This window comes from Streptomyces sp. SID5464 (assembly GCF_009862985.1).
Lineage (GTDB): Bacteria > Actinomycetota > Actinomycetes > Streptomycetales > Streptomycetaceae > Streptomyces > Streptomyces chartreusis_D.
Map to the genome: position 1 here is coordinate 191,276 of NZ_WWIQ01000003.1, position 20,569 is coordinate 211,844.

Annotated in this window: 17 protein-coding genes; 8 read left to right on the top strand and 9 right to left on the bottom strand. The window is 70.3% G+C overall.

Features of this window, described 5'->3' with window-relative positions:
* The first annotated feature begins 14 nt into the window (after positions 1-14).
* From GTY47_RS40620 to GTY47_RS03100, 4 genes are all read left to right on the top strand, one after another.
* Positions 15-755 (top strand): carboxypeptidase-like regulatory domain-containing protein, encoded by a 741-nt coding sequence (locus GTY47_RS40620; protein ID WP_231911263.1) that lies wholly within the window; start codon positions 15-17, stop codon positions 753-755.
* Positions 756-924: 169 nt separating this feature from the next.
* The gene (locus tag GTY47_RS03090; RefSeq protein ID WP_010038405.1) at positions 925-1,485 is read left to right on the top strand and encodes an isochorismatase family cysteine hydrolase; all 561 of its coding nucleotides are present in this window, start codon (positions 925-927) and stop codon (positions 1,483-1,485) included.
* A gap of 136 nt (positions 1,486-1,621) precedes the next feature.
* Positions 1,622-2,404, top strand: a complete 783-nt coding sequence (locus GTY47_RS03095; protein WP_010038406.1) for a membrane protein — start codon at positions 1,622-1,624, stop codon at positions 2,402-2,404.
* Positions 2,405-2,489: 85 nt separating this feature from the next.
* On the top strand, positions 2,490-3,305 hold the full coding sequence (locus tag GTY47_RS03100) for a methyltransferase domain-containing protein (RefSeq protein ID WP_010038408.1): 816 nt from the start codon (positions 2,490-2,492) through the stop codon (positions 3,303-3,305).
* A gap of 25 nt (positions 3,306-3,330) precedes the next feature.
* On the opposite strand, the gene GTY47_RS40095 is transcribed toward GTY47_RS03100, so the two are convergent.
* Positions 3,331-3,594, bottom strand: coding sequence for a hypothetical protein (locus tag GTY47_RS40095; RefSeq protein WP_158688401.1), 264 nt, complete (start codon positions 3,592-3,594; stop codon positions 3,331-3,333).
* A 77-nt stretch (positions 3,595-3,671) separates the two neighbouring features.
* Entirely contained in the window at positions 3,672-4,727 is a 1,056-nt protein-coding gene (locus GTY47_RS03105) for an LCP family protein (protein ID WP_063738899.1), read from the bottom strand.
* Between the two features lie 244 nt (positions 4,728-4,971).
* Between GTY47_RS03105 and GTY47_RS03110 the strand changes: the two genes are divergently transcribed.
* Positions 4,972-5,889 (top strand): biosynthetic peptidoglycan transglycosylase, encoded by a 918-nt coding sequence (locus GTY47_RS03110; protein WP_010038412.1) that lies wholly within the window; start codon positions 4,972-4,974, stop codon positions 5,887-5,889.
* A 211-nt stretch (positions 5,890-6,100) separates the two neighbouring features.
* Complete coding sequence (locus GTY47_RS03115) at positions 6,101-7,111, top strand: hypothetical protein (protein WP_010038427.1); 1,011 nt, start codon at positions 6,101-6,103, stop codon at positions 7,109-7,111.
* A 117-nt stretch (positions 7,112-7,228) separates the two neighbouring features.
* Here the strand turns inward: GTY47_RS03115 and GTY47_RS03120 are convergent, their stop codons facing one another.
* The 4 genes from GTY47_RS03120 to GTY47_RS03135 all read right to left on the bottom strand — a co-directional run bounded on the left by GTY47_RS03120 (position 7,229) and on the right by GTY47_RS03135 (position 13,380).
* Positions 7,229-9,979, bottom strand: a complete 2,751-nt coding sequence (locus GTY47_RS03120; RefSeq protein ID WP_010038430.1) for a bifunctional YncE family protein/alkaline phosphatase family protein — start codon at positions 9,977-9,979, stop codon at positions 7,229-7,231.
* A gap of 88 nt (positions 9,980-10,067) precedes the next feature.
* Complete coding sequence (locus GTY47_RS03125) at positions 10,068-11,480, bottom strand: ABC transporter permease (RefSeq protein ID WP_010038433.1); 1,413 nt, start codon at positions 11,478-11,480, stop codon at positions 10,068-10,070.
* Positions 11,477-12,439, bottom strand: coding sequence for an ABC transporter ATP-binding protein (locus GTY47_RS03130; protein WP_010038434.1), 963 nt, complete (start codon positions 12,437-12,439; stop codon positions 11,477-11,479). The genes GTY47_RS03125 and GTY47_RS03130 overlap by 4 nt, the downstream gene beginning before the upstream one ends.
* Before the next feature lie 140 nt (positions 12,440-12,579).
* A complete protein-coding gene (locus GTY47_RS03135) occupies positions 12,580-13,380 on the bottom strand; it encodes an AraC family transcriptional regulator (RefSeq protein WP_078602797.1) in 801 nt (266 codons plus the stop codon).
* 82 nt (positions 13,381-13,462) lie between these two features.
* On the opposite strand from GTY47_RS03135, the gene GTY47_RS03140 reads away from it, so the two are divergent.
* On the top strand, positions 13,463-14,281 hold the full coding sequence (locus GTY47_RS03140) for a phytanoyl-CoA dioxygenase family protein (protein ID WP_029181071.1): 819 nt from the start codon (positions 13,463-13,465) through the stop codon (positions 14,279-14,281).
* Positions 14,278-14,553 carry a hypothetical protein gene (locus GTY47_RS03145; protein WP_010038437.1) on the top strand — a complete coding sequence of 92 codons (276 nt, stop codon included), beginning with the start codon at positions 14,278-14,280 and terminating at the stop codon, positions 14,551-14,553. Before GTY47_RS03140 ends, GTY47_RS03145 begins: the two co-directional genes overlap by 4 nt.
* Before the next feature lie 15 nt (positions 14,554-14,568).
* Here GTY47_RS03145 and GTY47_RS03150 read toward each other — a convergent pair whose 3' ends face one another.
* From GTY47_RS03150 to GTY47_RS03160, 3 genes are all read right to left on the bottom strand, one after another.
* Entirely contained in the window at positions 14,569-17,022 is a 2,454-nt protein-coding gene (locus GTY47_RS03150) for a SpoIIE family protein phosphatase (protein WP_040902990.1), read from the bottom strand.
* Between the two features lie 400 nt (positions 17,023-17,422).
* Entirely contained in the window at positions 17,423-18,388 is a 966-nt protein-coding gene (locus tag GTY47_RS03155) for a glycoside hydrolase family 6 protein (RefSeq protein ID WP_010038444.1), read from the bottom strand.
* 94 nt (positions 18,389-18,482) lie between these two features.
* Positions 18,483-20,531, bottom strand: coding sequence for a non-reducing end alpha-L-arabinofuranosidase family hydrolase (locus GTY47_RS03160; RefSeq protein ID WP_010038446.1), 2,049 nt, complete (start codon positions 20,529-20,531; stop codon positions 18,483-18,485).
* Between the last annotated feature and the right edge of the window lie 38 nt (positions 20,532-20,569).

Below are 20,569 nucleotides of genomic sequence, written 5' to 3' on the forward strand. Positions count from 1 at the left end.
CCGTCGTCTGCCGGGTGGAGGACCCCGCCGGACGCCCCGTCGCCGCTGCCACGCTCACCCTCGTCGACCGTCGCGGTCACCAGACGGCCCGAGCCCGCACACGCGAGGACGGCGGCTGCGTCCTGCCCCGGCCGCGCCCCGGGTCCTACACGCTGGTCGCGTCGGCCGTGGGCCACCAACCGCGGGCCGTCGACCTCGCCGTCGGCGACCAGCCGGCCTCCTGCACCGTGACGATGGCGCGCGCCACGGGCCTGCGCGGCACCGTGCGGGACGCGGACGGCACACCGGTGACGGAGGCGACCGTCGTGGTCATCGACGCCCACGGCGACGTCGTCTCCACCACGACGACCGGCCCGGACGGCGGCTACGCCCTCCTCGGCCTGCTTCCGGGCCCGTTCACCCTCCAGGTGAGCGCGCACGGGCACCGCCCGGTGGCCGCACCGGTCGAGGTCGGCCCGAGCGACGCCACGGGGCACGACGTGACGCTGAACCCCGCAGGTGCGCTCGCCGGCACCGTCCGCCACGGCCGCACCGGCCGGCCCGTCGCCGACGCCCGCATCACCCTGCTCGACACCGACGGCATCCCCGTCGCCACGGCGGTCACCGAGGACGACGGCCTCTACACGCTCACCGACTTCGCCCCCGGCGCCTACACGCTCGTCGCCGCCGGCTACCCGCCGGTCTCCTCCACCGTCGTCCTCGACCACGCCGACACCACGACCGTCGACCTGGAACTCGTCCAGCCCACGGAGTGATCCGTTGAACGCGGACACATCGGTAGCCCCTAGCCGACCCACGCCTGAGGACACAGGCGGCGGCCCACTCGTTGGAGCGCCTGACCGCAGCCCAGCGGGACACCCTGACCGGTCACATGTTCACCCGGATCCCTGGGGATCGGATCCACCTCACGAAAGGACACCGAACGTGGCCCACAGCGCCCTGCTCGTGATGGACGTCCAGCGGTCCATCGTGGACCGCTTCGGCAACGGCGGTGGCTACCTGGCACGCCTGCGCGAAGCCGTCGGCGCCGCCCGGGCGGCGGACCTGCCCCTGGTCTACGTCGTCGTCGGCTTCCGCCCGGGCCATCCGGAGATCAGCGCCCGCAACAAGACCTTCGGCGCCGCCGCACGGTCCGGCGCGTTCACCGCCGAGGACCCGGGCAACGAGATCCATCCCGACGTCGCTCCCCGTCCGGGCGACATCGTGGTCACCAAACGACGGGTGAGCGCGTTCGCGGGCAGCGACCTCGAGATGGTGCTCAGGGCGGGCGAGATCGACACCCTGGTCCTCACCGGCATCGCCACCAGCGGAGTCGTGCTCTCCACCCTGCGCCAGGCGGCCGACCTGGACTTCGGACTCACCGTCCTGGCGGACGGGTGCCTGGACGCCGACCCCGAGGTGCACCGCGTCCTCACCGAGAAGGTGTTCCCCAGGCAGGCGGACGTCCTCTCCGTCGCCGAGTGGGCCAGCACGCTCCCGGTGTGAGTCTGCGCTGTGCCAGTACGTCGACCGGCGGGCCGCACAGAGCATCGGGCAAGGCATGGCAACTTCTCCACCAAAAGCCCGCAAGAATGGCAAATCAACGGGGGTCCGAGCAGATGATCATGCCATCGTGCGAGCCATGACGACACAGCCCCTCCTCGATGACTGGCGCCGCGCCCCCCTGCGCGCCATGGCGAACAAGGTCCCGGAAGTGACCGCCTGCTTCTGGATCATCAAGGTCCTGACGACCGGCATGGGGGAGACGGCATCCGACCTCCTGGCCCGCGTGCTCGGCCCGATACCGGCGGTCGCGCTCGGCGGACTCGCTCTGGTCGCCTCCCTGGCCGTCCAGTTGACCGTCCGCCGCCACATCGCGTGGGTGTACTGGACCGCCGTCGTCATGGTCAGCGTGTTCGGCACGATGGCGGCCGACGTCCTGCACGTCGGGCTCGGCGTCCCCTACGCGGTGTCGACCCCCGTCTTCCTCGCCGTGCTGGCCGCCGTCTTCGGCCTCTGGTACGCGAGCGAGCGGACGCTGTCCATCCACGGCATCCACACCCGTCGCCGTGAGGGGTTCTACTGGGCGGCCGTCCTGGCGACGTTCGCCCTGGGTACGGCCGCGGGTGACCTCACCGCCACGGCCGGCCTCGGCTACCTGGGTTCGGTCGGCCTCTTCGCGGCCGCGATCTGCGTACCGGCCCTGGCCCACCGCTGGGCCGGCCTGAACGCGGTGGCCGCCTTCTGGTCCGCGTACATCGTCACTCGCCCCCTCGGCGCATCCCTCGCCGACTGGATGGCGGTCGGTCAGTCCCGCGGCGGTCTGGCACTGGGCCTGGAGCCCGTCACCCTGGCCTGGACGGTGGCCATCCTGGGCTTCGTCGCCTACCTGGCCACATCGCAGCGCGGCAGGCGCCCCGCCTGACGGGATCAGCCCTCTTGCCTCACGGGCCGCAGCGACACGGGCACGGCGGCGGCCCGTGAGGCACTGGCGCGGGGATCGTAGTGGCATGAAAGAGCAGCGGTTCGACGTGTGGGCGGCCGCGGCCGCCTATGAGCGGTTCATGGGCCGGTGGAGTCGTCTCGCGGCGGAGGAGTTCGCGACGTGGCTCGACTGCGCTGACCATCTGCGGTGGCTCGACGTGGGTTGCGGCACCGGTGCCCTGTCGGCAGCGGTGACCGCCCGGTGTCGGCCCCGCATGGTGGTGGGAGTCGACCGTTCCGAGGCGTTCGTGGGCTCGGTCCGGGTCCCAGGTCCCGTCTCGGCACGGTTCCTCGTGGCGGACGCGATGTCACTTCCCGTGCGCGACGGCGCCATGGACGTCGCCGTCAGTGGCCTGACACTGAATTTCCTTCCTCAGCCCACCGCGGCAGTGGCCGAGATGGCCCGGGTGGTCCGGCCGGGCGGCCGAGTCGCAACGTATGTGTGGGACTACGCCGGCGGCATGAGCTTCCTGCGCCGGTTCTGGGACGCTGCCGTCGCAGTGGACCCGTCCGCAGCCTCGCTGGACGAAGGCCGTCGATTCCCCGTATGCCGTCCGGAACGGCTGCACAGGCTGTGGGCGGACGCGGGACTCGTCGATGTGTCGACCGCCCCGATCGAGGTGCCCACCGTCTTCGCGGACTTCGACGACCTGTGGGAGCCCTTCCTGGCGGGGCAGGGCCCCGCACCCGGCTACGTGGCGTCCCTTGCCCCGGCCGACCGGGACCAGGTACGTGACGCGCTCAGTGCGGCTGTCACGAGGAGGCCGGACGGTGCCATCGCGCTCACCGCCCGGGCCTGGGCTGTGAGCGGCCGGAGGCCAGTCCGCGCAGCAGCGAGGTGAGGGGCGTTCACCCGAGTGTGCCCTCCTAGGTGCTGGGCGGCGTCGGGGTGGTCCACCGGGGCCAGGACAGGTTCCAGTCGCCGTCCCCGTTGTCGAGCGCCACCGGCTTGGACGGGTTGACGACCCGGACCAGGTCTCCCGGTTCCACGGTGTCGTCGCTCGGCCTGGGCGGCGCCGACGAGGCCGTGCTCGCCGCACACCCGGCCAGAGCGAGCACGGAGACGGCGGCGAAGGCGGCGAGGTGCGCCATCTCGTTCGCGGACCGGCGCCTTTGCGGCGCCTGCCTCATGATTCTCACAGTCTCCTCCCCGGGCGGTGTGGACGACGTCACGTGCCGAGGGCGGAATCGCCACCACGGAATTGCCGCTAACCGTCTCGCAGATCCGAGCCGGCGTCGTTGTCCCGGATGGTGACCGGCTGATCGTTCTGGAGTTCACCGAAGAGGGTCTTGGCCTGTGCCATGTTCCACAGCACCGCGTCACCGGCGTTCGGTGTGTAGTCGTTCGCGTTCGCGATCGGGACCGTCAGCTCGTGTCCCTTTCCGCCGGAGATCCCCTTCAGTCCCAGGAACATCCGCGCCAGCTCGTACGGGGTCATCTCCTTGTCCACGTTCAGGGTCGCGAGACCCGCGTCGAGCGCCGGGTAGAGCCGGAACGGGTTGAGGAGCGTGGACGGGGTCTCCGCCTGGTGGGCGACCGCGGCCAGGAACTTCTGCTGGTTCGCCATTCTGCTGAGGTCCTGGCCCGCTTCCTGGTGGCGTTCCCGGACCAGTTCGAGGGACTGACCGCCGTCCAGCTTCCGGCACCCCGCCTTGAGGTCGGCCCCTGAGGCCTGGTCCACGATCGGCCGGTCCAGGCACACGGTGACGCCACCGAGCGCGTTGACGAGATCGACGAAGCCACCGAAGCCGATCTCCGCGTAGTGGTCGATGTGAACGCCGGTGTTGTACTCGACGGTCTCGGCCAGCAGTTGGCCACCGCCCAGGGAGAACGCCGAGTTGAGCTTGTTCGTCGTCGCCGGATGCCGCACGCCGTTCGGGCCGGTGAAGGCCGGGATGGTCACGTAACTGTCGCGCGGCAGACTCACCAGGGTGTCACCATGGGCGCCGATGTGCAGCAGCATCGTCGAGTCGCTGTTTCCGTACGGGCCCTCGTCGTCGTTGCCGGTGTGCAGGGCCTTCCGCTGCTGCGGCGTCAGGGTCTGGCGGTTGTCGGAGCCGGCGATGAGATAGGTGGTGCCCTGGTCCGGCGGCGGCCGGTCCGGCAGTTCGCCGAGGTTCACCGTACGGTCCAGCTTCTCCTCCGCCCAGGCGTATGTGCCTGAAAAGACCGCGAGCACCGTGAAAAGCAGCGCCAGCACGCCTCGGGTGATTCTGCGGCGCCCGTTGTGCGGCCGTACCCCCGGCGCCGGATCACGTTTCATCCGGACCTCCCTGAAGGTGAGCGTCACCGCGCCGAACGGTGCCGTTCGATGTTCGCTGCCCCTCAGCCTAGGGATCGACCGAACATTCCCAGAGAGGGCTGCCGAATCTTGACCCTTGTCGGGGAAGTTCATGAGAAAAACGGCATGGATTCCCTACCCGGGCCTTATGGCAATTTCACGCGGATGGCGCGTAATAAGGAACGTAATAAGGAATCAACGCCGGGCACAGGGGAGGCGTTCGACCATGATGGCTGTCGTATCCCACGTCAGTCGCACCAGGCCACTCGGCCGGTTCGCCGCCGCCGGTGCCCTCGGTGCCGGAGCCGCGGTGCTCTTCGGGCTCGCCCGGTCCCTGTTCCGCTACGGCTGCGACGCCGCTGCCACCGTTGCCGTCTTCGCCGCCGTCACCGGTTCCGTGCTCGCGCTCGACGGACTCGTACGCCGACGCCCGGTGCCTCGATGGCTGCGCCGACTCATCACCCGTGCGTGCGTCCTCGGCCTCGGAGCGGTCGTGTTGCTCGCGGCAGCGGGAGGTGTCCTCTTGGCAGCCACTCCGGGGGTGGGTGACGCGGAGGTCCGGGTGCGCGCCCAGGCCGTCGCGCACGCGGTGAGCGACACGGATGCGGCCACGCCCCCCAAGGTCGCCGCGGCGCTGGTGGCCACCGAGGACGCACGTTTCTGGCACAACCCCGGCATCGACCCCGTCGGAGTGCTGCGTGCGGTGGTGTTCTGGGCACGCGGCCAAGGGGGCGACGGAGGGGGCGCCACCATCGAGCAGCAACTCGCCAAGATGCTCTACACCGACGGGCAGCGCACCCGGCGCGACCAGCTGGAGCAGGTCGCGTTGGCCGTCAAGCTCGCTCATGCCTGTCCCAAGGCCGAGATTCTGCGGATGTACCTGTCCACCGCGTACTTCGGCCACGGCTACTACGGTCTGGACGCGGCCGCACGCGGGTACTTCGACAAGAGTCCCGCCCAGCTGGACTGGCCCCAGGCAGCCCTCCTCGTCGGCCTGGTCCAGGCACCTTCCGCCTACGACCCCCTCCACCACCCCGATCTCGCCGAGCAGCGCCGCGCCGAGGTCCTGCACCGCCTGGAGGCCGTCGGCGACCTGACCCCACGCCAGGTCAAGACGTTCGCCGCCGCTCCGTTGGACGTCTGAAGCCGGGCCGGCCGCCGGCGTCGAGTCGGCCGCAGCCCTGAAGGACCTCAGCGAGACGCACAGCACAACCTTGTGGGCGGGTCGTGAGTCCTCTGATCGATCACGTCGTGATCGGAGCCACGAGGAGACCGTCATCAATCCCATACGCAAGACCCTGACCGCCACCGCCGTCGTCGGAGCCGTCCTCGCGGGCTCGGCCGCCTGCGGGACGGTGGAGCAGCTGTCCGCCGGCAAGAAGCTCGACCGGGCCTTCGAGAAGCTCGGCAAGAAGAACACGCTCTCCTTCGAGCTCGACCTGGACACCGACGTCACGTCCCTGAAGGCACTGGACGCCGGGTCGGACCCCGCGCCCGGTGAGGAGATCCCGGACGAAGCGGCCGAGCTGCTCAGCGGCGCGAAGATCACCGTGACCGTGCAGTCGAAGAAGCCGCTCGACGAGTCAGGTGAGAAGGACCTCGTCGGCACCGCCATGAAGCTCAGCACCCCGGACGGTGACCTCGCCGAGTACCGGATGATCGGCGACCGCGCCTACGTCCGTGCCGACCTGGACGCCATGGGCAAGATGTCGGGCAGCCCCGTGCCGGACGCCGACGATCTGCCCCCGGAGGCCGGGGCGTTGAAGGACGTCATCGAGGGCAAGTGGGTGACGTTCAGCACCGAGGAGATGGACAAGGCCGTCGCCGAGGGCCAGGAGGCCGAGGGCGGTCCCGCCCCCGCGCCGTCCCTCGACGCAAAGACGCAGAAGAAGCTCGTGAAGGCCCTCCGGGAAGTCATCGCCCGTGAGGTGGAGTTCAAGACGACCGGCGGCGGGGACGGCACCGAGCACGTCACCGCCACGGCCCCCTTCCGCACGCTGATCACCGAGCTGTTCGGTGAGATCCGCCCGCTGGCGAAGGACCTGCCGCCGGGCATGGGGCTGCCGACGGACAAGGACCTGAAGGACGCTCCCAACGCCAAGGTGACGGCGGACTTCACGCTCAAGAACGGCGAGCTGGCCCAAGTGGACGTGGCCCTCGCCAAGTTGGCCGAGAACGCCAAGGTCAAGAAGCTGGGCCTGACGCTGCGGATGCGGGAGGGCACCAGGCCCACCGCTCCGGCCGGTGCCACCGAGCTCGACCTGAACGAACTCATGAACGGTTTCTTCGCCGGCTCGCCGATGAGTGACGCCGAGTTCGACGAGAGCGGTCTCGCCGGCGAGGACGTCCCACTGGACGACATCTGACCGGGCAGAGTGCGGGTTCCCGCCGCTCCTCGGGGGATGAAGGCGGAACGGACCCGTACGGGGAGGACCCCTGGCAGGCGGTCGGCCTGGCAGGGGTCCTTGCCGGTCCGGCGTGTGTCAGCCGTCGGACTCCACCGACGGGATGTAGGCGCCGGGCACGTCGTTCGGGGCGTAGATCTTCTTCTCGCCGGGGTACGGGCGCGTCCAGTTGTGGGTCTGGTACCAGGTGAGGTGGTTCATCTGGGCCGGGTTGGCGTAGTCGGGGATGGCGTGGGTGCCGGTCAGGTGCTGCTTGGACTTCCAGGCGTCCCATTCGGCGGCGAGGGACTTCTTGTCCGCCGGCACCTTCGCCGACGGTACGGCCGCGGCCTCGGGGTCCTGGGCGGCGGGGGTGTCCAGGCCGCAGGACGGCGGGGTCTTCAGGCCGTCGGTCAGTGACGTGCGGTTGGGCAGTGCGGTGAACGGCGTGTAGTCGGGGTGCCCGGTGAACGCGCCCTGCATGGGGGTGGCCGCGCTGTCCTTCTGGTTCATCGGATGGATCCCGAGGATCTGCTCGATGGTGCGGATCATCGTGATCTGCGAGTAGTAGTGGCTGTCGACGGTGCCGTGCTGGGCCCAGGGGCTGATGATCTGGACCGGGGCACGGTGGCCGTCGACGTGGTCGAGCCCGGCCTGGGAGTCGTCCTCGACGACGAAGATCGCCGAGTCCTTCCAGTACTTGCTGTGCGAGATCCTGTCGATGATCTTGCCGGTGGCCAGGTCGTTGTCGGCGACCTGGGCGGCCGGGCTCGCCGGGCCACCGGTGTGGTCGCTGGAGAGCCAGAACATGTTCAGGTTCGCCGGGCCGTTCTTCTCGAAGTCCTGCTTCCAGATCTCGTACCGGTACAGGTCCGGGACGCTGGTGTCGAACTTCGGGAAGCCGGGCACCGACACGCTGTTGAGCGAGGGGATCGGTGAGGAGGAGTTCAGCGGGTAGGCGGTGGCCCGGCCGGTCGCGTCCATGTCCTTGGCGTCGCAGTACAGGTTCTGCCAGCTGGCGCCGGACGGCTTGGTCAGGAACTGCTGGAACTCGCCGAAGTCCCGCACGCTCTTGCCGGCCGCCTGGGCGCCCGTCCACAGGAAGCCGGTCTTCTGGTGGCCGAGGGCGTCGTCCTCGGTGTCGTAGCTGCGCGCGTACTCGCCGGCCGAGGACTCGGTGTACTCGGGGTTGTCGGCCTGCATGAGCCAGTTGTGGCCCTCGGCGGAGTTGGTGCCGATGTCGTAGGTGTTGTCGTACAGCCCGAACTGCTCGGCCAGGGCGTGCTGGTTGGGCGTCACGTTCTCGCCGAACTGCGTCAGCGACGGATCGCCGTTGCCCTGGGGGATGTCACCGAGGACCTGGTCGTAGGTGCGGTTCTCCTTGACGATCAGGAAGACGTGCTTGATCGTCGACGGGTCGCCGATCCGCGCCGGAACCGGCTGCGGCTTGGCGCGGCTGTGGCCCTTGGCCAGCGGGACGGAGCCGGCGCTCCAGCCGTTCTGCTGGAAGACCTTGGCGGTCTGGGAGCGGATGACACGGTCGCTGGGCAGGGTGAACTGCGTCAGGCTGGAGGTCGTGTCGTGGGTGCCGTGGCCGGCGCTGTCGGGGCGGCGGGCGTCGATGCCGCGGGTGTTGGAGACGACGACCTTCCTGCCCACGGTGGTGATCTCGGCGGGGAAGTAGTCCGTCGGGAGGAGCCCGATGTAGCTGACCGGCTCCTGCGGGGAGGTGTAGCGGTAGACGGCGACGGCGTTGGCGCGGCCGAGCGTCACCAGCAGGTGGCCGTCGTCGGTGAGGGTCACGGCGTCGGGCTCGTAGCCGACCGAGGCCTCCGGCCACGGCTGGGTGGAGATCGTCTGTACGACCTTGTCCTTGGCGGTGTCGATGACCGACACGTTGTTGTCGGCCGTGTCGGTGACGAACACCGCGCCGCGCCGGGCGTACACGGCGGTCGGGTGCAGGCCGACATCGATGGTGCCGACGGCGGCGGACGGGTCGGCCAGGTCGATGACACTGACCGTGCCGGTGGTGGTGGCGCCGGTCTTCGGGTCGGCCGGCACCTGCGTGCCGTAGGAGTTGAGCGTGGAGTCGCCGGCCTTCGCGGGCCGACCGCCCTCGTTGCTGACGTAGAGCTTGTCGCCCACCCGGGCCATGCCGCGCGGGGCGTTGCCCACCGCCCAGCTCCGCTTGACGGTCCCGGTCGCCGCGTCGATCGCGACCACTCGGTTCTGGCCGTTGACCGCGGCGTACACGGTGGAACCGTCGGCGGAGAACACCGCCGCGGCGACCAGGGCCTGCTTGCCGCCGTCGGCCGGGATGCTGACCGTCACCGGGTCGGCGAGGGTGCCGTCCGCGTTCACCGTGAACTTGGTGTAGCCGTCGGCCTGGCCCAGCCACAGCTGCTTGCCGTCGGGTGAGTACGTCGGACCCTCCTGGCCGACGGAGCCGCTGCTGATGCGCAGGTCGTCGGCGGCGTTGGTGCCGACGCGCTGCTTGATCCGCCCGGTCGCGAGGTCCACGACGACCAGTGCCGCGTCGCCGTCGGTGACCGCTGCGGCGAGGTGGCTGCCGTCCGGGCTGACCGTCGACGACATGATCTTGCCGTCGTTGATGAGGAGGCGGTCGCCGTACGGGGCGATGTACTGGTCGGCGGAGACGACCTGGCCCTTGCCGGTGACCTGGCCGACCTGGTCGGTGCCGAACTGGCGGGTCTCGGCGACGGCGGTGCCGGTGGCCAGGGCGGCCGTGGTGATGCATGCCGTGACCAGCGTGGCCCGGCGGCCGACACGTCTGCCCAGCAGGTCGTAGTACTTCTTCTCAGCCTGCCGGCGGCGGCGTGCTATCTGCATGTCATTCCTTCGGATTCGGCGAGTTCGGGGGGTGGCCGTAGAGGGTCCGGGGGGCCCGGAGGGCATCGGGGGGGCGGAGAGGAAGAGTTCAGGGAGTCGGCGACTCCGGTGAGGTGGCGAGGAGGTCGACGTTGCCGTCGAACTGCCACAGCGGGTTCGGTGCGTCTCCGCTCGGAGTCCGCACCAGGAAGTAGCCGTTCACTTCCTTCGGTCCGTCGCCGTCGGCGACGAAGCGCCCGTCTGCCGTGATGTCGAGCTGGTAGACCGCCGACCCGGTGGCCGCGACGCCCGGCAGGTGCCAGGAGACGACGCACCGCCAGTCGTTGCCCGGCCCCTGGGCGCCGTCCTGGACACCGGCCTTGGTGCACGCCGCCCCGGTCCTCAACTGCGCCTCGGTGACAGCGGGCCGGTGGAGCTGGTCGGTCTGCAGGCGGTACAGGTGGGCGAACTCGGTGGCGAGCGAGTGCTGCACCTTGGCCTGCTCGATCCCGGAGCCGGTGGCCGTGGTCGTCGCCGCCACGACCGCGACCGTCACGCCGAGCAGCCCCGCGAGCGGCAGGGCCGCCGTGGTGACGGCGCGGCGCGCCGAGCCGTCGTCGGTGGGGTTGGTGAAGTCGCGCCGCAGGAAGAGGACATAGGCCAGCGCCGTGGCCGTCAGGGCCCACAGGAGACTGACAACGATGCCGATGAGGAGCGGCGTGAGCTGTGCCGGGCTGGTGAACAGGCCGTTCCAGGTGAGGAAGGCGTCGCCGGGCAGGGCGAGGCGTACGGCGACGGGGAGCGGCAGCATCTGGGCGAGCTGCATCGCCGGCGCGACGATCGCGGGCAGCAGCAGACCCATCGGGGAGCGCCCGAGTACGACCGACCCGAGGAGCCCGATTCCGGCGAGGGCCAGGGCCGGGGCGAGCACACAGGCCCAGGCGAGCAGGACCGTGCCGGCGGCGTCCCCCGGCGCGAGCAGATGACCGTCGAGGCCGACCAGGGGCCGATCGCCGACGGCCAGCAGCCCGCCGACCGTGCTGGAGACGGGCAGCCCGGCCACGAGCAGCAGGATGACGGTGAGACCGGCCAGTGCCTTCGCCGCGAAGATCCGGCGGGGTGAGCGGACGGCGACGAGGAGGTGGCGCCAGGTGCCGAGCCGGTCCTCGGAGGCGAACACGTCCCCGGCGACGACGGAGGTGAGCAGCGGAAGCGCCCAGGTGCCGGCGAAACCCAGCGTCACCAGCGGCCCGGCCCACCCGGTGGCGTGCATCCAGCGGCCGAAGAGGGTGTCGGTGGGCAGCGTGCTCTGCGCGCTCACCCCGGCCACGAAGAGCGCCGGCGCGATCCAGCAGGCCAGGAGCAGGAGGCGGATCCGCCACTGGGAGAGGAGCTTGACGACTTCGAAACGGTAGCTTCGGGCAACTGTGACGCCCGCTGCGGTGGTGTGCGCTTGCGCGGCGGGCGTGGCGGGCGCGGCGGTGGGGGTGGGGCGCGGGGTCGGGGTCGTGGTTGCGGTCATCGACCGGTCTCCTGGTGCTCGGCGTCGGTCTTCTGCTGCTCGGTCAGGGCCAGGAAGGCCGCCTCCAACGGGGAGAAGACCGGGCGGAGTTCGCGCAGCGCGATGCCGTCGCGGACGAGCCGCACCACCAGGTCGTCGAGGGCGGGCACCAGTGCGCGCACCACGAGCACCGCCCCGCCCTGGCCTCCCGTGGCGTCGTCGGGCAGGTGGATTCCCGGCGCGCCGGCGGCCAGCCGGCGTGCGCGCTCCGGGTCGGACGTGACCAACCGGTAGTCGAGTTCACGGTTCTCGGCGGCCAACTTGCCCAGCGGCCCGGAGAAGACGATCCGCCCGGTCGCGAGGATGGTGACCTCGGAACACAGGGCCTCCAGGTCGTCCATGCGGTGGCTGGAGAGCACGACGCTCGTCCCCTCCCGCGCGAGCCGGGTGAGAACACCGTGGACGTGCTTCTTCCCGGCCGGGTCCAGGCCGTTGCAGGGCTCGTCCAGGACCAGCAGCCGCGGTGTGCTGAGCAGGGCCGCGGCGAGGCCGAGCCGTTGACGCATGCCCAGGGAGAAGCCGCGGGTGCGGTCTTCGGCGACGTCCGCGAGCCCCACCTGCTCGAGTGCGTCGTCGATCCCGGCCGACCGCGTGTCGTCGCCCCGCAGAGCGGCGAGCGCGGCGAGGTTCTGCCGGGCGGTGAGCGAGGGGTACAGCCCCGGCCCGTCCAGGAACCCGGCGACACCGCCGGGTGCTTCGAACGCCCGGCCCACCGGCGTGCCGAGGATCTCCAAACGTCCGCTGTCCGCCACGGCCAGGCCGAGAAGGAGGCCGAGCAGGGTCGTCTTCCCGGCCCCGTTCGGACCGACCAGGCCGTGGATCTGTCCCTGCGTCACATGCAGGTCGACGCCGTCGAGCGCGACGACGTCGCCGAAGCACTTGGTGATGCCGCGAGCCCGGATCGCGAGCTGTGAGTCCATGAGCCCCTTCTTTCGGAAAGCCTCATGGACCCTAGAAAGCACACACGACACCGACAGGGATCACCGGCTGAACGCTCAGGGAACGGAACCCCATACGGGAGTCAAAAGGCGTCCGACGCCCGCGTGCGTCGGCACGGCGATCAACTCCGCCGGCGTACCGGTCCAGGACCGTCCAGCCCCGCAGGGGCAGCCGCACGTACGTCACGGGGGCTCGCGCCGAGTTCACGGCGGCAGGCCTTGTTGAAGGCCTGGAGATCGGCGATGCCCACGGCCGCGGCGATGGCGGTGATGGACAGGGTGGAGGACAACAGGAGGTGGCGGGCGCGTTGCAGGCGTCGGTGCCGGATGTACGCCACGACCGTGAGGCCGGCTTCGGCACGGAACACGCGCGTCAGGTGTGTGTGGGAGATCCCGACGGCGCGAGCGACGTCCGGTACGGACAGCGGGCCGGCCAGGTGTTCCTCGATGTAGGCCTGGGCGGCTGCCACGAAGGGGTGGCGGTGCCCCGCTCCGTCGTCCCTCGGCAACTCGGCGATGCGCCACAGAGCGGTCCAGACCTCGGCCGTGGCTCGCCGGGGAGAAGTCGGCATGGCCGTCACGGCGTGCCGGAGCAGATCGGCCAGACGGGTGCTCTCGGCCCCGGCGTCCCGCATCACCGGCACCACCCGCGTGGTTCCGCCCTCGTGCAGCCGCAGATGGACGTAGAAATGCTCCGACCTGCCCCGGTAGTGAAAGTGCACCTCCGTGTTCGGCGGCACCAGGCTGACGTGGCCGGGGCGTATGGGGTGGACCGACTGCCCGAGGGACAGAGCACCCTCGTAGTTGTAGAGGTGCAGCTGCCACAGGTCGGGCAGCCGGAAGACGTCGTGGGCGGTGGAGACGCCGTGCACCCCGATGCCGGCATCGACCACGGTGGGCGCCTCGTCGAGCCGCAGTGTCACGTGTTTCACGAGGACGGAAAATTACCAGCACTGGACGATTTCAGCCCACGACCGGCCCGGACAGGGCACGTACGTTCGTCGCATGTCAACCAGCAAGCAACTCCTGACATCGGTTCAGGTGGCGCGCTTCGTCGCGCAGGGATTCCTGCGCCTGGACGGGGTGGTGCCGCAGGAAATCAATGAACGGGCCGTCGCGGCCTTGACCGAGGGCCTGCCGGCAGTGTCCTACGGCACTCCGCTGGGCGGGGCGTTCGCGCAGGACACCTTCGTCCACGAGCTGCTCGCCCTGCCGGTCGTCGCGGGCGCTGTCGAGAGCCTGGTCGGCCCCGAGCCGACCGTCGACCACCATGCGGTGCATGTGCGCGAGCCGCACGAGGGACAGGCGCAGCCGCTCCACGGAGACGCGATCATCGACGTGCGGCCGGACGCGTTCGACATCCAGCTCATGTACTACCCGCACGAGGTGACCGCCGAGATGGGCGGCACCCTCAGTGTGCCCGGAAGCCACCTGCGCAGGATCAACGAGACGGACGTCGGCCGCGTCCAGAACCTCAGGGGGCAGACCCGTCTGACCTGCCCGGCGGGCACGGTCGTCCTCGTGCACCACGGCATCTGGCACAGTGGCCGCCGCAACGACACCGCGGGCCGTCGCTACATGTACAAGCTCCGCCTCAACCCGACCGTGCCGCAGGTGCGGCTGTGGGACGTCTCCGACCTGCACGACCCTGCGGTGACCGCGGAACTCAACACGCACTTCCCCTGGTACGAGTGGGCCACGGCCCGACTGGAGATCTACAACCGGGTCCTCCTGTGGCGGGCCCTGACCGGTGACGACTCGTTCGACGTCGACTACTGGGTCACGCGCGTCAGCAACCGGCCGACCTTGAGGAGTCACGCATGAGGCAGCAGGTTCTGGTCCTCTATCTCGCGACGTCGGCTCTGGACTCCGACGTCGTCGGCTGGTCCCGGTACGACGGGACCGGCCGGACCCGTCCGACGACCGGTGACAGCGACGAGCCGCCCTATCCCACCGGGCTTGCCGCGCTGCACGACGGGTGGCGCCTGTTCCAGGCCGCCCAGTTGCTGCCGCCTCAGTCCGGTCACGAGTACGACGTCTCCTTCCTCAAGCACGAGTTCTTCTTCGAGAAGGTGGAGGACAGCTCTCGCCCGTGACCCGGCGCATGCGCGTCAGTGCCGCTCCGGCTGGGGGAGGGGCTGAGCGCACCAGATGGTCTTGCCGTTGGTCGTGTGCCGGGTGCCCCACCCCTCGGTGAGCTGGGCGACGAGCAACAGTCCTCGGCCGCCCTCGTCGAAGGCGCGGGCCCGGCGCATGTGCGGAGCGGTGTTGCTGGCGTCGGAAACCTCGCAGATCAGGGAAGTGTCGCGAATCAGCCGCAGCCTGATCGGCGGCTCGCCGTATCTGATGGCGTTGGTGACCAGCTCGCTGACGACCAGCTCGGTGACGAACGCCGCCTCCTCCAGGCCCCAGGCGTCCACCTGGTCGACGGCGAACTTCCTGGCGACGGGCACCTGCGCGTGGTCGGGCTCGACGTCCCAGTCGGCGACGTGGTGGCGAGCCAGCGCGTGCGTGCGAGCCAGCAGCAGGGCGGCGTCGTCGGTGCGGCGATCGGGGAGCATGGCGTCCATCACCGTGTCGCACAGGGCCTCCAGCGAGGTGGCCGAGGGGTTCAGGGCTCGCTGCAGTTCGGTGATCCGCTGGTCGACGTCGCGCTCGCGGCTCTCCACCAGTCCGTCGGTGTAGAGGGCGAGCAGGCTGCCCTCGGGCAGCTCGAGCTCGGTGGCCTCGAAAGGCAGCCCACCGATCCCGAGCGGCGGTCCGGGCTGCGCGGTGACGGGTGTCCTCGTGCCGTCCGGGGAGATGATCAGCGGCAGGGGGTGGCCGGCGCTCGCCAGCGTGAAGCGTCGGGAGACGGGGTCGTAGACGGTGTACAGGCAGGTGGCACCGGACTCGCCGGCGGGCTGGAAGTGGCCGGCGGGCTGGAGGTCGCTGGCGAGGTGGAGGACCAGGTCGTCCAGGTGGGTCAGCAGCTCGTCCGGCGGCAGGTCGACGTCGGCGAGGGTGCGGACCGCCGTGCGCAGCCGCCCCATGCTGGCCGAGGCGTGCAGGCCGTGGCCGACGACATCGCCGACGACCAGGGCGACCCGGGCGCCGGACAGCGGGATGACGTCGAACCAGTCACCGCCCACTTCCGTGCCGGTCCCGCCGGGCAGGTAGCGGGACGCCACCTCGACCGCCTCCTGGTTGGGCAGCCCCTGCGGCAGCAGGGTGCGTTGCAGGGTCAGCGCGGTCGTGCGCTCGCGCGAGTACCGGCGGGCGTTGTCGATGGCAACGGCTGCCTTGGCGGTCAGCTCTTCGGCGAGGATCAGGTCATCGGCGGTGAAGGCCTCGGGCCGGTCCAGGCGGGAGAAGGCGACGACCCCGAGCAGCGCGCCGCGCGCCCGGAGCGGCACGGTGATCCGGCCGGTCATCCCCTCCGCGGCAAGGGACTCGTCGATCAACGGGTTGCCCGGTGGCCAGTGGGCCGGGTCGGCGGCGAGTCCGGGTCCGAAGGCCCATTCGCCGCCCTGGCCGGGTCCAGCCGCGAGCTGGACCGTGGACCTGCCGGTGGCCATGCAGCGGGCGGCGACGGAACCGGGAGTGTGGCTGACCGGCGTCGTGGGCCCGGGAGCGCTGTTGGTGTCCCCCTTGGCGCTGTGCTGCGCGGCACGGCTGAGCACGATGGTCTCGCCGGGGGTGAACGCGGACGCGGAGGGCGGTTCCTCTCCGCGCAGCACCTCGTCGAAGAGATCCACGGTGACGAGGTCGACGAACCCCGGCACCGGGGTCATGGCCAGTTCCTGGGCGGTGCCGATCACGTCCAGGGTCCGGCCGATGCCGCCGCTGGCCTCGTTGAGGAGGAGCAGGCGCTGCCGAGCCCAGTACTCGGCGCTCATGTCGAATCCCCAGTTGGCGATCGCGCGGACCCTGCCCTCGGCGTCTCGGACTGGCCAGATGCTGGTGGCCCAGGCATTGGCGTAGTCGCTGCCGCGCGGGCGGAAGACGGTGATCAGACGCGTGGGCTCACCCGTCCTCGCCACTTGGGCGAGCGCGTCGGTGTAGGGCTTGTCGTCCCTTTCGGGAAACAGCGTGCGGTCGAATTCGGGAAGCACCTCGCGGTACTTCTTGCCGAGCACTTGCTCCTCGGAGTGCGCGATCACCCGGGCCGAGGAGGCGTTGATCCACAGGAACCGCAGATCGGGGTCGTAGACGCCCAGAGCGAAGGGGCTCTGTTCGAAGGCCCGGTCGGCGACCACCGGGCGGCGTCCCCACCGCTGAATGGTCACCACGTGGCCCAGCGCCCGCCCGTCGGGGCCGAGCAGCGGGTGAGCCGTCACCACGGCGTCCACCGTGGAACCGTCCCGGTGGCGCAGGGGGATGGACCCCGTCGGATCGGGACCGACGCCGTAACCCTTGGGGAAGCCGGGTGGCGGGGGATCGACCAGCAAGTCGGTCACGGGGCGCCCGATGGTGTCCTTCGCCGTCCAGCCCAGCAGGAGCCTGCCCCCCTCGCTCCAGCCGCTCACCAAGCCCTCCGGGTCCACCACGGCAACGGCAGTGGGCGCGTCCTGCTTGCCGGTCATCTCCACGCGCCACGCCTCCTCCGGACAGCCGTGCCCGTCAGGGCTGGTTTCCAGCGGCTGCTTCCAGACTAGATCGGCCTCCGCTCCGCGGCGCTCGGAGCAGCCCTACTCGTCGCAAGGCCGCGATGCCCAGGCGGGGGATCTTCGAGAGACCAACATCGTCGCAGCTCGCGGACCCAGGGGGAGACCACCCCAGACCTCGCAGGAATCTTGGAACCGACCCTTGTGCGCCCATGGACGTCCACTCAGCCTCGCAGCGGTGGTGAAGCGCTTCGACTGCGCTCCCCTCCTCGGGACCGAGCCGGACAAGCTTGGCAAGGCCCGGCAAGGTCCCTCGGCAGATTCGGCTGGGCCGCGACCGTCGGGAGGCGATGAGGATGCCGTGGGCGGCGGCCCCGGATCAGTAGCCGTAGATCATCTTGTAGGCGACCTCCGGGAGGAACTGCCCGGCCGAGGAGCCGGTGCCCACGCCGCAGTTGCCGTCGGACTCGCCCGGGACCTTGATCCACAAGAGCATCTCGGCGCCTCCGCCCAGCTGGGTGGGGGTGCCGATACGGCGGCCTGAAGGGTTGCACCACTGGCCGTTGGAGCCGTTGCCGTTGCGGCTGGTGTCCACGACGAACGGCTTGGTGTAGCCGTACCGGGCGCTGAGTTCCCTGTTGACGGCGGCGCCGTACGCGGTGTTCTCGGCCGTCGTCAGGTAGTTGGAGACGTTGAGCGAGAAGCCGTGGGCCTGTCGCAGGCCCGCTTCGTGAAGGCGCCGGGCCATGGTCGCCGGGCTCGCCCAGGCCGGGTTGCCGGCGTCCATGTAGACCCAGGTGTTGGGGGCCTGACGGTTGAACGCCGCGAGCGCGCCGGTGAGCATGCCCCTGCGTTCGTCGATCTGGGCCTGGTTCATGCAGCCGTAGTCCCCGAGGGAGTCCGGTTCGAGGATGACGACGGCCGGCCGGCCGCCGATCCCGCCCGCGAACTGGGAGATCCAGTTCGCGTAGGCGGACGGCGAAGACGCTCCGCCCGCGGAGTGCCCGCCGCAGTAGTCGCGGTTGTAGATGTTGTAGGCGACGAGGATGGGCAGCTTGTCCCGGGCGTCCGCGGCGCCCGCGTACGCGCCGGTGGCGGTGCCGATGGTGCCGCTCCAGGAGCCGAACCAGCGGGCCGTCGGGGTGTTGGCGATGGAGGCGTTGATCGCGGGCGTCCGGCCGTCACCGGGGTTGGCGGCGACCCACCGCTTCGCGCTGGAGTCGGGGTCCGCGTAGAACCCGTTGGTCATGGTCGTCGGGTCGGCCGCGTGGGCGGAGGGGGCGGCGGTGAGCGCCAGCGGCAGCGAGGAGAGGGCTGCCACCAGGGCGAGGAGTCTGCGGCGCATGACATTACCTCGGCTTTCTGACGGGGATGCGTCCGAAGGTCGGCGGTGAGCCTGGGGAGCGCTCCCACCGGGAGCGCTCCCCAGGCACAGTCGGTCAGCAGGTCGAGTTGGTCTGGGTCAGGAGGCCGAGCCGCCACGGGAGGAGGTTGTAGTCGCCGCCCGCGTTGGGGTTCATGCCCTGGTAGAGGTACTGGAGCCGGCAGGCGGGAATGGTCAGTGTCTGGTCGTAGCCGGCACGGATCATCTCGCCGTGACTGATGTCCCGGGTCCACGCGCCCGAGGGGAAGGAGACGTTGTTCGCCCGCGCGAACGGGTTGCTCTCGGACGCGGCCAGGGGCGTCCAGGAACCGGCCAGGCTGCCCGACGTCCAGGAGCGGAAGTAGCGTCGGCCGTCCGATCCGATCGCCTCGACGAGCAGCAGGTACTGGTTACTGCCCTGCACCTTGTACACGTTGCTCGCTTCGAACAGGGCGTACTTGGAGTCCCGGGCCGCGATGACGGTGTTGGTGAACCCGTTCGGGAACTGGCCGACGGTCGTCTGCGAGCGGTACAGGTGTCCGTTGTCGTCCGAGGAGAACAGGTAGCAGTTGGCGCTGTCGCAGATCACCCACATGTCGACCCAGTGGCCGTTGCCGATGTTCTGCCGGATGATGTCCGGCATCGACGAGTAGAAGTTGCGCGGCGCGCTCCACCCGTTCGGGTTGCTGATGTCGGGATTGGTGGAGTACGAGGCGTTGCCGGTCTGGTACACGAGGTACCACAGGCGTTGCGGCGCGTAGTAGAAGACCTGCGGTGCGGCCCGGTACCCACGGCCGATGGCGCTGCGGTCGAGGTAGTGGTGCGTGGCCGAGCCGGCCTGGGACCAGTCACTGAAATTCAGGTAGACCAGGTTGTAGCCGGAGGAGCTGGCGGTGCTGGCGAACACGTGGTACTTGCCGTTGTAGTGGACGACCGTCGGGTCCTTGATCCCGGCGATGTTGTGAGTGGCGTCCGACTTCGGCGAGATCAGCGGGCCGCTGGAACTCCACGAGAAACGGTTGGGCAGAGCAGCGGCGTTGCCGGCCTTGCGCGCGGCGGCGGGCGTGCCGTTGGTGGCGGCGGGCGTGCTGCGGGTGGCGGCGGGCGTGCCGCCCAGCGTCGTCAGCGCCGCGTTGTACGCGGGCTTCTTGTTGCCGTTGCGGTCGAACAGCAGCGGGTTCTCCGAGGCCCGCCAGGAGTCGCTGTCGCGGATGCCCCAGACCGTGATGCCGGTGCAGCGCGCGACGTTCATGCAGGCCCTGACCGTGTTCGCGTACGCGGTCGGCGACGCCTGCGCGATGTCCAGCTCGGTGATCTGGACGTCCACTCCGAGGGCGGCGAAGTTCGACAGCGTCGTCTGGAAGCTGGCGGGCGGGCCGCCGGCGCCGAAGTGGGCCTGGAGGCCGACGCAGTCGATCGGCACACCGCGCGACTTGAAGTCGCGCACCATGCGGTAGACGCCCTGGGTCTTGGCGTCGCTCCAGTTCTCGATGTTGTAGTCGTTGTAGCAGAGCTTGGCCGCCGGGTCGGCCGACCGAGCCGTGCGGAAGGCCTGCTCGACGAAGCCGGTGCCCAGCACGTCCCGGAAGACGGAGCTGCGCATCTGGCCGCTGCCGCCGTCCGCGAAGGCCTCGTTGACCACGTCCCAGGAGTGGATCCGGCCCTTGTAGCGGTTCATCACGGTGGTGATGTGGTTGTTCATCACGCCGCGCAGGGTGTTCGCGTCCCTGATGGAGCCGACCCAGCCGGGCAGTTGGGAGTGCCAGACCAGGGTGTGGCCGCGCAGGCGCTGACCGCGGGCCGCCGCGCGGTTGACGATCTGGTCGGCGGCGCCGAAGGTGAACTGCCCGCGGGATCGCTCGGTCGCGTCCCACTTCATCTCGTTCTCGGGCGTGACCGAGTTGAACTCACGGTCCAGGATCCTCGTGTACGTGCCGTCGCCGAGCCGTCCGGCGGCCACGGCTGTTCCGAAGTAGCGCCCGGACTGGGCGGCTTGGGCGCCCAGAGTGGAGGCCTTGACGTCGTCGGGTGCGCCGGTCGCGGTCCCCGGCGTCACGAGGGCGACCGTGGCCAGGAGGGCTAACACCGAGGCTCGGCGACGGCCGAGTCGTTTCAGCGGGTTCATGGTTCTCCTCATGCGGGGTGGGGGGTTGGGTGTGCGAT